Genomic DNA, 13,233 nt, shown 5'->3' with positions numbered 1-13,233 from the left:
ATCTGGTCAACGGGATGTCAATGGGTCGTTCTCAGCCGACGAACTCGACCTCACGAACGGCATCGCGGCCCTTGTTCGCGGCGAGCGCGTTTCTCACTGTCAGATTCATAACCTCATGCGTGTCCAGGTTCGTGTAGGACACCCAGGTGTATCCCTCGCCGGAATCGGCTGACGTGCGATGCCAACGTTCGGCGTGCCTGAGGTTGTGCTCGGCGAGGGCAGCGACGACGTGCTTCGTGGCGAGCTGATCCACGACCACGGCATCACCGATGCCGTAGGCAGTGATCAGTCTGTCCGCGTACTTGACAGCTCCCTTCGGGTGTCCCGAACTCTGGGGTGCCTGAGCGGCACTGGATGCGGGCGCGGAATCGGCGGAGGCGGCTGCCGGCCCGACTGCGAGACCCAGGGAAGCGAGGCCGGCTAATGCGGCGACGCCCCACTTTGCGGCGTGAGTGCTGAGGATGGCGGGCATGGTGGCATCTCCTCTTACAGATCAGGAACATTGCTGGAATCGAGTATCGTCAGCCCAGGTGAGAGCCTTTTGCCCGAATCTGAACAGAAGCTGAGATGCCGAGTCGCAAATGCGGAAGTTCTATTGCGTTCCTATGACATCTCCGAGACATTCGGCCAGAAGGAGCCTTGTCCGAATCTACGAGCTCGGGAGTGTGACAGATTCACTGAGCATACGGAACCGAATCGTGATCATCCTCGTCGGCCTTGTCCATCCAGTCCTTGCCGTCGAGGATGCGCGCGACCATCATCGAGCTCGCCTGATCGCCGACGGAATTGACCGTGGTGGCCGGGGGATCGATGACGGTCCCGATGATCTGGATGATCGGCAGTGCCGCTGCCGGGAAGCCGTAGAGGGTGATGATCATGAGCTCACCGATGAAGCCACCGGACGGGATGCCGGCCATGACCATTCCGGCCAGCAGAGCCACGGCGATGGCGATGAGGATGTTCTCCAGGGTGAAGAAGTCGCGCTGGAACACAGCAAAGAGGAAGGCGATCTTGAGGATCGCGGACAGGCTCGATCCTTCCATGTGGATCGTGGCACCGATCGGCACGATCGTCTCACGGATGTCGCGGGGGACTCCGATCTTCTCTCCCGCTCGCAGGTTCGCCGGGATCGCCGCCACCGAGGACGACGTACCCAAGGAGATCGCCGTGGGCTCGAGGATATTGCCCCAGAACCGAGACACGCCTCGGCGGCCGCGGCGAGGAAGGAGTAGAACGTGAACGCGAGGATGAAGTACGCGATCGCCACCGGGTAGTAGACGAGGAAGGCGCGAACGTAATCCCCGACGAGCTGGGATCCGAGGTCGCCGATGAGGGCGGCGAAGTAGGCCCCGAGACCGATCGGGGCGTAGTACATGATGATCGAGGTGAACTTGAGGAATACCTCGGTGCCGGAGTTGAGGAACTTGGCGAACGGCTTGCCCGCGTCGCCGATCCTGCTGGTGGCGAAGCCGACGATGACGGCGAAGACGATGAGGGCGAGCATGTGCTCGGCGGACATGAGCTTCGAGAAGTCGTCGACGACGACGGTCTGCACGAGTTGATCACCGATGGACCCGACTTCCTCGACATTCTCCGGCTCCTGCATCTCCACCTGGACGCCGTCCGTGGCGTTGAAGATGCGCAGCGCGGCGACCATGACGATGGAGGCGATGATGCCGGTGACGGCGAAGACGCCGAGCATGCTGCCCATGATCTTGCCCAGCCGTGCGGCCGAGGACATTCCCGCGACCGCGGAGGAGACGGAGAAGAACACCAACGGCACGACGAGGGTGAACATCATGTTGATGAACAGAGTGCCGAACGGCTTGATGACAGTGGCGCGTTCCCCGAAGACTAGGCCGATGACGGCACCGACGACCACGCCGGTGAGGATGAAGAGCGGGAAGCGGTAATTGCGGAGGATCCGCAGGACACCCGATGGCTGCGGCCTCGAATCAGACGTCTGCGCCGGCGAGGCAGTGGGGGAGGGCATAGGCTCTGCCTTTCATTTCAGCATCGTTGTTCCGCCGACTTGTCGGCGTGGCATCAGGGCCCTGGCGATCCTACCTGGGACACAGCGAAACCCGGCACGCGGATAGCCGTGTGCCGGGCTGTTAATGTTCGCTCGAGCAGACGAATCAGCTCTCAGGCTGATCGTGATCAGTCATCGTAACTCGAGTGGGATTCGTCGACGGCGAGATGTGATCCGTCGGGATTGCGATAGAGCTTCACTCCTTCGTGCTCAGCTGTGGCTTGCAGCCGTTCCTCGGAGCTGTCTTCGCGGTAGCCGACTTTCTGTCCTTGGCCGATGTTGGCGCTCTTGAACGCCTTCGAGATCTGCTCGATCATGTCGGCCAGCTTCGACGATCGATTCATTTCTGCGGTCATGATCCTTCGCCCCATTCCCACGCAGATTGTAGAGAGAATTATAGTCCTCTCGAGTGGGGAATCCCAGGGGTGAGGAGCGCCTGGCGGACCTCGCGGCTGTCCAATCGCCGAACTTCTGCAGCGCGAGGGAGCAAACGACTTTACTTAACGAACGATTAGCCATAGCTTGGACTCGTGACTGAACAGAGCAAAGGCAATGGCGTCTTGACGACTGCGACAGAATCCATCCTCTCCGCCGAGGACATCGACTTCCAACTCTATGACTGGCTCAAGGTCGACGAACTCTGTCAGCGGCCTCGCTTCTCCGACCATTCGCGTGAGGTCTTCGACTCCGTGCTCGAAGCCAGCGAGGAACTGGCGAAAGAACGTTTCGCCACTCACGCACGCAAGTCCGACCTCAACGAGCCGACATTCGACGGCACGGCGGTGACGCTGATCCCCGAAATCAAGTCTGCGCTCGACCAGTTCGCCGGAATCGGCCTGCTGTCGGCGACGATGGATGAGAGCGTCGGCGGCATTCAGCTGCCGCAGACGGTCGCGAAGGCCTGTTTCGCCTGGTTCCAGGCGGCCAATATCGGCACCGCCAGCTATCCGATGCTGACTATGGGCAACGCCAATCTGCTGCTCGAATACGGCACCGAGGAACAGATCGAGAAGTACGTGCTGCCCGAACTCGACGGCCGCTTCTTCGGCACCATGTGCCTGTCCGAGCCCGATGTTGGCTCCTCTTTGGGCGACGTCACGACGAAAGCTGTTCCGGACCCCGACGGCGGGGACGACGCCTTCCGCATCCATGGAACGAAGATGTGGATCTCCGGTGGCGATCACGAGCTCTCGGAGAACATCGTCCACCTCGTCCTGGCACGTGCCGACGGCGACCAGCCGGGAGTCAAGGGTCTCAGCCTGTTCCTCGTGCCGAAGTACCTCGTCAACGACGATGGCAGCCTCGGTGAGCGCAATGATGTCGTCCTCTCTGGGCTCAACCACAAGATGGGATGGCGGGGAACGACGAACACGCTGCTCAACTTCGGTGAGGGTGCGCACACTCCGGCGGGCTCCGCGGGTGCGGTCGGCTTCCTCGTGGGAGAGCGGGGCCAGGGGCTGGCCTGCATGTTCCACATGATGAATGAGGCTCGCATCGGGGTCGGCGCCGGTGCCGTGGGGCTCGGCTACCACGGGTACCTCGATGCCCTCCGTTATGCTCGCGACCGGCGTCAAGGTCGGCCCGACGGCGCCAAGGGATCTGATGGTCCGCCGGTCCCGATCGTCGAGCACTCCGATGTCCGGCGCATGCTGCTGTCGTCGAAGAGCTATGTCGAGGGCGGACTCGGACTCATCCTCTATGCCGCGCGTCTGCTCGACGAATCCGAGACCGCAGATAACGAGGCGGAGCGTGAGCGCGCCGCACTGCTGCTCGATGTGCTCACTCCGATCGTCAAGACCTGGCCGAGCGTGTGGTGTCTGAAGGCCAACGATCACGCTATCCAGGTGCTCGGCGGTGCTGGGTACACTCGCGATCACGATGTCGAGCAGCTCTATCGCGACAATCGACTCAACCCGATCCACGAGGGCACGCACGGCATTCAGGCCAAGGATCTCCTCGGCCGCAAGGTCATTATGAAAGGTGCGGCCGGACTGCAGGTGCTGCTGGAGCAGATGCGAGAGACCCTCGCCGAGGCGGCCGACCGTTCCGAATGGACCGCCGAGACCGCTGCCCTGGAGTCAGCCGTGGATCGCATCGAATCCGTGACCACCGCAGTGTGGGCGAGCGGAGATCCTACGGTGGCTCTCGACAATGCCTGGACCTATCTCGAAGCGGTCGGACACACAGTGATGGCGTGGCTGTGGCTGCAGCAGGGGATGGCTGCCGGAGCGACCGCCGGTGAACGCGGCGATTCGGCGTTCCTCAAGGGAAAGATCGCGGCGGCACGGTACTTCTTCGCTCACGAACTGCCGCAGACCGGGCCGTGGTTCGACCTCGTCGAAAGCAGGGCGACGACGTTCGCCGACCTCGACGACACCTGGCTGTGAACGACTTCAGGTACTGAGATCGGGTATTCGCCTGTCGGCGATGATGAGCAGTCGCAGGAAGACCCCGCCGATCAGCAGACCTCCGATGAGGTCGGTGGCCCAGTGCCAGCCGAGGGTGAAGGACACGACCACGGAGTTTACGCTGACGGCGGCGACGCCCCACCACAGCAGCTGCGCGGTTCTGGTGGAGACGTCGCTGTAGGTGGCGATGAGGTAGGCGACCGCGCCGTAGATGAGTACTGCTTCGGCCGCGTGCCCGGACGGGTAGCTGATTCCACGGCCGCCGATTTCGATCAGACCGCCGTGGAAGAACCGCGGGTCGTGAAGGGTGGTCGACGGTCGGGCGAAAAGGACCTTGAGCGAACCGACGCCGAGGTAGAAAGCTGCTTCGACGGCGATCGCGAAGACGATCGGGCGCCAGGACCGACGTTTGCGTGCCAGGACGATTGCGGTGATCGCCAGGACGGGAAGACAGACGGCCTGGCCTGCGATGGGATCGAGGATGTGCTGAAAGAACCAGACGAGGTCGGGTTCGAAGAGGTAGAGCCATCGTCGATTGAGCTTGTAGTCCCAGACTCGCAGGGGGCCGGCCGCGGCGAGTGTGACGATGACGAAGCCGATCGCCAAGACCCAGAATGAGGTTGCCCAAGACAGCAACCCCTGTGCTCGTTCTGTCCACTGACTGCGATCTGAGGGGTTGCTGATCGTCTTCTCGGATTCGACATAGCGTTCAGCAACCATCAGAGTCGATTTTAGACGGAATGGGCAATCACTTCTGCTGTGGGGGATAAAGACACGGTGAATTCTGTCTTGCACTCCGTGGTTGTCCCTCGGATGCAGGGATTGACTCTGCCCGGTGGCGAATTCAGGCTGCCCGTCGCTCCTGCCCGAGTCCACTGCTGCACCAGCGCGTCGCAGCTGACTCTGTGTCCCGCGACAGTTCCGACCATCTCATGCTTGGAGGTGCGGTATCGGGTTGCCGGCGGTGTCTCTGCTGGTCGAGCATCGAGTGGGCGTGTTGACCAAGGACACCGGGCGAGTCGCCGCCCGACGCAAGCTGAGATCCGAGACCCTTCAGGTGCACATGTTCGCGATTCCGGATTAGTTATAAGGATTATTCTGCTTTTGGTTTCATGTGGTCCCAACCACACTGAAACATAGACCGAAGGAAGGGAAGTGCCGCAGAATGCCGATCATCGATGCAGAGACGACCTTGACCTGATGCGGCCCGAAGGCGTAGCCGAAGTGGAAGCCGATTCGACCATGTTCTCGGGCTTCCGCAACTATGTTCTCGCACGCACGGATGCGTCGGTGGCGACGATGCACAACGGCCAGTCCGGACTCTTCCGGGCGACCGTCTGACACGGCGGCGCGCCCGAACAGGTCGCAGTCCTCGACCCGAAGGTGCGATCCTTCGCCCTCGCGGGAGCCTTCGCGCTGACCGAGCCTGGCCATGGGTCTGACATCGCCGGAGGCCTCGCCACCACGGCGCGATTCGACGAGGCAGCCGGCGACGGCGAAGGGCACTGGATCATCGACGGCGCTAAGAGATGGATCGGAGGCGCGTCGAGGGCTGACATTATCGCGGTCTTCGCTCGCGACGTTGCAGACTCCCAGGTCAAGGTCTTCCTGGTTCCGAGTGAGAGCAGCGGCCTGAGCATGGACACCATGGTTGGAAAAGCCGCCCTACGTCCGATGCAGAACTCTGTGATCAGGTTCGAGGAAGTCGCAGTCCCCGAATCGGCCCGATTGCGCGAGATGAACTCCTGGCGTGACGTCAATCGGATCCTGCGCGTGATGCGATCCGACGTAGCATGGATCGCCACCGGCCTGCAGGCGGGAGCCCTTGACGCGGCCCTGGCGTATGTGAGGAAGCGTGAGCAGTTCGGCCGGTCGATCGGCAGCTGCCAACTTGTCCAGGAGAAGCTTGCGCGGATCTTGGGTAATCTCACTGCATCGTTGGGCATGGTCGTCCAGCTGTCGGCACAGCAGGACGCCGGAAACTACGTCGATGCGAATTCTGCCTTGGCAAAGATGCAGACTGCCCGCATGGCGCGTGAATCAGTGTCGCTGGCTCGTGAGGTCCACGGCGGCAACGGAATTCTGCTAGAGAACGACGCGGCGCGTTTCTTCGCCGACGCCGAGGCCGTCTACTCCTATGAGGGCACACATGAAGTCATTGCGCTCATCGTCGGCCCGGCATTGACTGGAGAATCCGCATTCGTCTGAGTCGCCGACGAGTTCGCCCCTCAGCACCTGGGTGCCGATGAAGAGGGCCTGCTTATAGGGCAGGGCTGGTCACAGGCTCCGGCTTTCGGTTCGCTTCGACATCGATGCCGCGCATGCCGAGCAGTGCGAGCGCTGCCAGGAGTAGGATGACGCCGACGAGCACGTAGATCGCCTGCGGGCTCCAGCCCCCGTCGAGCAGGGCACCGGTGGCTGTCGGGGCGATGATGGCGCCGAAGCGTCCGATGCCGATTCCCCAGCCTGACCCTGTCGATCGCATCGACGCTGAGTAGGACTGTGGCGTGAGGACATAGAGACCGGCGATGCAGCCGTTGGTGAACATTCCGACCAGCACTCCGAAGATGATGACGATCGCCAGCCACTGAGCGGTGAAGACGAAGACTGCCATGAATATCGCGGCCAGGACAGAGAAGCTCATCAGGACGGAACGGGTCGACCAGCGCGAGGTGAAGAGTCCGAATGTCACAGAGCCGATGGCCCCGCCCACCGTCAGGCCCACAGTGACGACCATCGACAGTGACTCGCTGAGTCCTGTCTCATTCATCAGGCGCGGAGTCCACGAGTTGACGAAGTAGAACCCGAACATGACGATGAAGAAGGTAGCCCAGACGACGAGGGTGACTCGACGATTGCGGCGGTTAAGCAGTGAGCTCACGCCTTTGCCGGTGCCTGCACCGGATTCCATGTCCGATTCTGCTGCAGAGAGGTCGACCGGTTCATTGTGTCCGAGCTTCGCGGCGATGGCGTCGAGGCGCTTCTGCGCGTTGGTCGGCTTCCGGTTGTAGAGGTACGAAGCGGACTCTGGAATCAGCCAAATGACAAGGAACAAGGACATTACGGTCAGACTGCCGCCGAAGACGAAGACTGACCGCCATCCGAATGCTCCGATGAGGCTGATCATCACGCTGCCGCCGACGGCAGCGCCGATTCCATAACCGGCGGCGTAGATGCTGATGGCCAGTCCGCGACGGCGGCGTGATGCGTATTCGGCCGAGATGACATTGGTGCTGACCAGGATGCCGCCGATTCCCAACCCTGTGACGACGCGCCAGAGGCCGAGTTCGGCAGCCGATGTCGAGGTTGCGGTGAAGAACAGCCCGACGGCATTGACGATGAGCGCAATCATCATCATTTTCTTACGTCCGATCCGATCGGCTACCGGCCCGAGAACCAGTGCGCCGACCGCCATGCCGAGGAGCGCCGCGCTCATGACAAGTCCCAACGTGGTCCCTGACAGGCTGAACTCATCGCTGACCTCATTCGATGTGAATGAGATAGCCAGGACGTCGTACCCGTCTAGTGCATTGAGGAAAGTGCAGATGCCGACGATCAGCCATTGATAGGACGACATATGGGAAGTGTTGATTCGTTCTCGTAGATCCACGCATTTCTCCGATTCAGATGTGTCGGCCGGGCCGCCTCGCTGCGGCATACCTATATCGATAGGTAAATGGTGATGTGCTGCACATTATCAGCGTCCTGTCGTGTAGGCAATGCCTTCCCTTCGCCTGAATGCGACGGCGAGCGGTGACGGCAGGCCCCCATTTGTGTGTGAACCAAGCAGGAATCGTTCGCCCGGTAATTTACCTATGGACATAGGCAAGTACCTATGCATATAGTCATCTGGAGAGCACAAAGCAGTGTCTACGAAAGGAATCTGACCGTGGCGTCACTTACCGCAACGGGCCTACTGGACGACTTCTCACTCGAGATGACCGGAAAGGACATTCCCAATCTCAGAGAAGCAGCACATGCGATCCCGCCGGGGACGCGGATCAATGTCACCTTCCTCGGCAATGAAGACCTCCCGATGCGAGTCGAAGCGTCGAAAGCTGTAGCTGATCTGGGTTTCGTTCCGGTTCCTCACATTTCCGCCCGTCGGCTCAAGTCCGAACGGGAGCTCAGAGAATTTCTCGATGCACTGCAGCAAGTTGATGCGACGAAACACGTCTTCGTCGTCGGCGGCGATCCTGCGACGCCGGAGGGGCCGTACGAAGATTCGCTGTCGGTCATTCGCACCGGAATCCTGCACGACTACGGGGTCGCCGAAGTGGGAGTCGGCGGCTATCCCGAGGGCCATCCCGATATCAGTGACGACGATCTCTGGTATCACCTGAGTGCCAAGGTCTCTGCGTTGGCAGAGCAGAATCTGGACCAGGTCGTTCTCACCCAGTTCGCATTCGACGCGCAGCGAGTCAGTGAATGGGTCAGTGAGGTTCGCGACCGTGGCATCGAATCGGTGATCCGGATTGGCACACCAGGCCCGGCGGGTATCAAAAGACTTCTCGGCTATGCCCGACGGTTCGGTGTGGGCACGAGCGCCGGAATCGTGAAGAAATACGGATTCTCACTGACGAATCTCGTCGGCACCGCCGGGCCAGACAGATTCGTCCGAGACCTGACTGACCAGGCAGGTGAACCGGAATCACCGGAGACCCTGAAAACACATTTCTACACTTTCGGTGGATTGTTGGCCACTGCCGAGTGGACGCAGAAGTTCACTGCCCGAAAGTGAGGTGGCGATGAAATGACCGATCTCGCCGAACAGCGCAAAGACTGCGCAACCCTGATCGTCACTGGCCCTGATCAATCGGGACTGGTGTCGACAGTCACTTCGCTCATTGCTCGGAACAGCGGCAGCATCGTCTCCCTCGACCAGTACACGACCGATCCGGAAGGAGGAGACTTCTTTCAGCGCGTCGTCTTCCGCAAGGAGGGTCTCTCTGCCACATTTCCAGATATCCGGGCTGACATCGCGTCAACTCTCGAACCCCTCGGAATGCGTTTCCGCCTCGAGGAGCAGAAGGTTCTCAAACGCATGGCGGTGCTCGCCTCGAAGAGTGATCACTGCCTGCTCGAACTGCTGTGGAGGCACCAGCGCGGCGAACTGCCAGTATCGATTCCCCTGGTGATCTCGAACCACACAGACGTCGCGGAAGCAGTGCGCCAGTTCGGAATCCCGTTCTTCCACGTACCTTCACAGGGGCCAGACAAATCCGCAGCAGAAGCCCGCATCATCGATCTGCTGGCCGGCAACGTCGATCTCGTAGTCCTCGCCCGGTACATGCAGATCCTGTCCGAGAAATTCCTCGATGACGTCCAAGTTCCAGTGATCAACATCCACCATTCGTTCCTACCCGCCTTCATCGGTGCAGGGCCATACCGGAAAGCCAAGGAACGCGGCGTGAAGCTCATCGGAGCGACCAGCCATTACGTGACGAGGGATCTCGACGAAGGTCCGATCATCGAGCAGGACGTCACCCGAGTCGACCACAAGATGTCCGCCGGCGACATGCAGGCGAGAGGAGCCTACGTGGAACGGGCGGTGCTCTCGAAGGCAGTCCGATTGCACGCCGAAGACCGAGTCATCCGGCATGGTAACCAAACCATCGTATTCGACTGATCCGGCGTCTTATCTCCAGTGCTTCACCTACACGTCAAAGTCGGCCGCATCAATGCATCAACTCCCGACCAGCATCACACAAGACCGGATGTTTCAGAGCGGAGCATCCCTGACAACAAGAGAGGTTCATCGACGATGACTGACAATCTCCAGCAGATTCTCGACAAGAGCAATCCTGTCGAACTCCTCCGCAACTCGCAGATCGGATCCTATATCTATCCTGTTGTGCCTGCGGACTTCTCGAACTGGATCAAGGAGCAGCGCGCTTGGCGAGAGACGGCAGTCCTCTACGACCAGTCGCACCACATGGACAATGTCTTCCTGCGCGGTTCGGACGCCATCAAACTGATTTCCGACACCGCAATCAACTCGGTTGCGAAGTTCGCTGTGAACAAGGCAAAGCAGTACGTGCCGACTACGGCGTCGGGACATGTGATCGGTGACGGCATCCTCTTCCACGAGGCTGAAAACGAGTATGTCTACGTCGGTCGTGCGCCAGCTTCGAACTGGCTGATGTTCCACGCGGAGACGGGCGACTACAAGGACCTCGACATCGAGGTCGACCGTCGTTCGCCTTCGCGCCCCTACGGTGATCCGGTCAGCCGTCGGTACTACCGCTACCAGATCCAAGGCCCCAAGGCATGGGACATCATCGAGAAGCTCAACGGCGGTCCGCTGGAGAAGATCGGCTTCTTCAACATGGCGTCGATGACCATCGCCGGCAAGCAGGTGCGCACACTGCGTCACGGCATGGCGGGTGCTCCTGGCCTAGAGCTTTGGGGTCCTTATGATGACCACAAAGTCATCCGTGACGCAATCGTCGAGGCCGGCAGTCAATTCGGCATGCTCCAGGTCGGTTCGCGCGCTTACCCATCGAACACCCTCGAATCGGGATGGATTCCCTCTCCGCTGCCCGCCATCTACACCGGCGAGGAAGAACGGACATTCCGCGAATGGCTCGGAGCCGACAGCTACGAGGCGACCGGCACTCTTGCAGGTTCGTTCGTCTCCGAAAACATCGAGGACTACTACCTGACACCTTGGGAGCTCGGCTACGGATCTTTCATCAGGTTCGACCACGATTTCATCGGCCGCAGCTCCCTGGAGAAGATGGATCCGGCCGCGCAGCGCAGAAAGGTCACTCTCGCGTGGGATGCAGACGACCTCGGCAAGGTGCTCTCCTCACCTCTGAATGTCGACGGCCCGAACTACAAGTACTTCGACCTTCCGCTGGCGAACTACGGTTCGGCAAATTACGACAAGGTCGTCGACGCCGATGGCAATACGGTCGGCTTCTCGATGTTCACAGGCTACTCAGCGAACGAGCGTCGCGGGCTTTCCTTGGCCGTCGTCGATCCTGACGTTCCCGAGGGTGCCGAACTCAAGGTCGTCTGGGGCGAGCCGGGTGGCGGAACCAAGAAAGCATCCGTCGAGCCTCACGAGCAGACCGAGGTTCGCGCGGTAGTCAGCCCCGTGCCGTACTCGACTGTTGCGCGCCAGACCTACCAGGGAGGATGGCGTACCGGCTACAAAGCCTGAGAACGGTAATGTGAGAGGGTCCGGGCTGCACAGCCCGGACCCTCCTCGTCTTCAGACAAACAGAACAGGACCAACGAGATGAGTCTACGAAGTGCCATCCTCGCGCTTCTCCGGATCGAACCGATGTCGGGCTATGACCTGGCCAAACAATTCTCACAGTCTGTAGGCCATGTCTGGCACGCCCCCGACTCGCAGATCTATCCCGAACTGCGCAAGATGGCCGAAGAAGGACTCATCCTTCCTGAGGAGCAGGCGCGTGGGACCGCCGGCATGCGTCGGGTCTACCACGTCACCGATGCGGGGGAATCATCGTTCATCGATTGGATGAATTCTCCGCTGAAGTATCAGCGCACACGCGATGCCGCTCATCTGAAAGCTGCCTACCTCGAATCCGCGAACCACGAAGCGCGGATATCATTCCTTCGCAATCACATCGAAGTATGGAGGGGGGAGCTCGAGTACATCGAAGACGAGATAGCCAACATAGATGCGCTCGAATCACCGATGCTCAACCGTCGACTCGCCGTCACAGCCGACAAGGACCGTGAGATGACAATCACCTATAAGCGATTCGCCTACGAAGGACTCGCTGACCGTGCCCGCAGTGAGATCGCGTGGGCACAGCGCGGGCTGAAGCTGACCGAGCACCTCGAGGGGTGAATACACGCTCTTCGACCGATTGCGCCGGTCCGGGCTGACGCCAGCTCGATCATACGCTCACAGGCCCAGCACGCGCAGCGCATTTTCCTTCATGATCAGCGGCACTGCTTCTTCCCTGACGTCCAGCTTCTCGAAGTCGCTGATCCACCTCTCGGGAGTGATGAGAGGGAAGTCGGAGCCGAACAGAGCCTTCTCTTTGAGCATCGATCCGATGGCCCGGGTCAGCTGCGGCGGGAAGTACTTCGGCGACCATCCTGAGAGATCGATGAAGACATTGGCCTTGTGCGTGGCGATCGAGATCGATGCATCCGCCCAGGGTACGGACGGGTGCGCGAGGATCATAGTCAGCTCCGGAAAGTCAGCAGCGACGTCGTCGAGGAGCATCGGGTCCGAGTACCTCAGCTTGATCCCGCGGCCTCCTGGCAATCCTGCGCCGATTCCGGTCTGGCCCGTATGGAAGAGCGCGACGAGTCCGTGCTCGGCGCACACCTCGTAGATCGGGTAGTAGTCGGAGTGGCTCGGGTCGAATCCCTGCAGACTGGGGTGGAACTTCATGCCCCTCACTCCGTAGTTCGTCGCAAGGTCGCGGATGCGGTCGACCGCTTCTGCTGGCTTGCGGGGATCGACGGACCCGAAGGGGATGAGGACGTCGTTGTGCTCCGCGGCTTGTCCGGCGATCATTTCTGATGAAACTGGCGGATGTCCGCCGAGCGCTGTTGTGGCGTCGACCGTGAAGATCACTGCCGCCATCTTCCGCTCACGGTAGTAGTCGGCGAGATCGGCAACGGTAGGGGTGCGGGGAACCGACGCCCGAAAGTACCCCGCCGAAGCATCGAGGAGCTCCTGGTCGAGCGAGGTGTGATGGTGGTCGTCGGCTTCGACGTGGGTGTGTACGTCGATGGCCGTGATCGTCTCGGTGTCGATGGCTGGCTGGTAGATCATCGTCATAATTCCTAGTCATGGGT

The 13,233-nt window shown here is 60.7% G+C and carries 11 protein-coding genes and 2 pseudogenes; 6 read left to right on the top strand and 7 right to left on the bottom strand.

Annotated features, from left to right (window positions below; all coding sequences use genetic code 11):
• Positions 1 to 31: 31 nt before the first annotated feature.
• The 4 genes and pseudogenes from AC2W7L_RS07240 to AC2W7L_RS07225 all read right to left on the bottom strand — a co-directional run bounded on the left by AC2W7L_RS07240 (position 32) and on the right by AC2W7L_RS07225 (position 2,388).
• Entirely contained in the window at positions 32 to 472 is a 441-nt protein-coding gene (locus tag AC2W7L_RS07240; protein WP_486003901.1) for a hypothetical protein, read from the bottom strand.
• 202 nt (positions 473 to 674) lie between these two features.
• Complete coding sequence (locus tag AC2W7L_RS07235; protein ID WP_486003900.1) at positions 675 to 1,202, bottom strand: dicarboxylate/amino acid:cation symporter; 528 nt, start codon at positions 1,200 to 1,202, stop codon at positions 675 to 677.
• A gap of 71 nt (positions 1,203 to 1,273) precedes the next feature.
• A pseudogene (locus AC2W7L_RS07230) lies at positions 1,274 to 1,993 on the bottom strand (dicarboxylate/amino acid:cation symporter); the annotation flags it as partial.
• A 167-nt stretch (positions 1,994 to 2,160) separates the two neighbouring features.
• On the bottom strand, positions 2,161 to 2,388 hold the full coding sequence (locus AC2W7L_RS07225; RefSeq protein WP_167194996.1) for a hypothetical protein: 228 nt from the start codon (positions 2,386 to 2,388) through the stop codon (positions 2,161 to 2,163).
• A 204-nt stretch (positions 2,389 to 2,592) separates the two neighbouring features.
• On the opposite strand from AC2W7L_RS07225, the gene AC2W7L_RS07220 reads away from it, so the two are divergent.
• A complete protein-coding gene (locus AC2W7L_RS07220; protein ID WP_486003899.1) occupies positions 2,593 to 4,419 on the top strand; it encodes an acyl-CoA dehydrogenase in 1,827 nt (608 codons plus the stop codon).
• 6 nt (positions 4,420 to 4,425) lie between these two features.
• Here the strand turns inward: AC2W7L_RS07220 and AC2W7L_RS07215 are convergent, their stop codons facing one another.
• The gene (locus AC2W7L_RS07215) at positions 4,426 to 5,160 is read right to left on the bottom strand and encodes a phosphatase PAP2 family protein (RefSeq protein WP_486003898.1); all 735 of its coding nucleotides are present in this window, start codon (positions 5,158 to 5,160) and stop codon (positions 4,426 to 4,428) included.
• A gap of 468 nt (positions 5,161 to 5,628) precedes the next feature.
• Between AC2W7L_RS07215 and AC2W7L_RS07210 the strand changes: the two are divergent.
• A pseudogene (locus tag AC2W7L_RS07210) lies at positions 5,629 to 6,648 on the top strand (acyl-CoA dehydrogenase family protein); the annotation flags it as partial.
• A 52-nt stretch (positions 6,649 to 6,700) separates the two neighbouring features.
• On the opposite strand, the gene AC2W7L_RS07205 reads toward AC2W7L_RS07210, so the two are convergent.
• Complete coding sequence (locus tag AC2W7L_RS07205; RefSeq protein ID WP_486003897.1) at positions 6,701 to 8,017, bottom strand: MFS transporter; 1,317 nt, start codon at positions 8,015 to 8,017, stop codon at positions 6,701 to 6,703.
• 258 nt (positions 8,018 to 8,275) lie between these two features.
• Between AC2W7L_RS07205 and AC2W7L_RS07200 the strand changes: the two genes are divergently transcribed.
• From AC2W7L_RS07200 to AC2W7L_RS07185, 4 genes are all read left to right on the top strand, one after another.
• Positions 8,276 to 9,181, top strand: a complete 906-nt coding sequence (locus AC2W7L_RS07200; RefSeq protein ID WP_157070531.1) for a methylenetetrahydrofolate reductase — start codon at positions 8,276 to 8,278, stop codon at positions 9,179 to 9,181.
• 12 nt (positions 9,182 to 9,193) lie between these two features.
• Positions 9,194 to 10,069: a formyltetrahydrofolate deformylase gene (gene purU, locus AC2W7L_RS07195; RefSeq protein WP_486003896.1), complete on the top strand. Its 876-nt coding sequence runs from the start codon at positions 9,194 to 9,196 to the stop codon at positions 10,067 to 10,069.
• A 135-nt stretch (positions 10,070 to 10,204) separates the two neighbouring features.
• Positions 10,205 to 11,608: a vanillate/3-O-methylgallate O-demethylase gene (ligM, locus tag AC2W7L_RS07190; protein WP_486003895.1), complete on the top strand. Its 1,404-nt coding sequence runs from the start codon at positions 10,205 to 10,207 to the stop codon at positions 11,606 to 11,608.
• Positions 11,609 to 11,686: 78 nt separating this feature from the next.
• On the top strand, positions 11,687 to 12,268 hold the full coding sequence (locus AC2W7L_RS07185; protein WP_486003894.1) for a PadR family transcriptional regulator: 582 nt from the start codon (positions 11,687 to 11,689) through the stop codon (positions 12,266 to 12,268).
• A 57-nt stretch (positions 12,269 to 12,325) separates the two neighbouring features.
• Here AC2W7L_RS07185 and AC2W7L_RS07180 read toward each other — a convergent pair whose 3' ends face one another.
• Entirely contained in the window at positions 12,326 to 13,210 is an 885-nt protein-coding gene (locus tag AC2W7L_RS07180) for an amidohydrolase family protein (protein WP_062241730.1), read from the bottom strand.
• Between the last annotated feature and the right edge of the window lie 23 nt (positions 13,211 to 13,233).

This window comes from Brevibacterium sp. LAARM3_SD1 (genome assembly GCF_057364765.1).
Note: the sequence above shows the minus strand (reverse complement) of the source record. Positions and strands in the feature narration are given on the sequence as shown.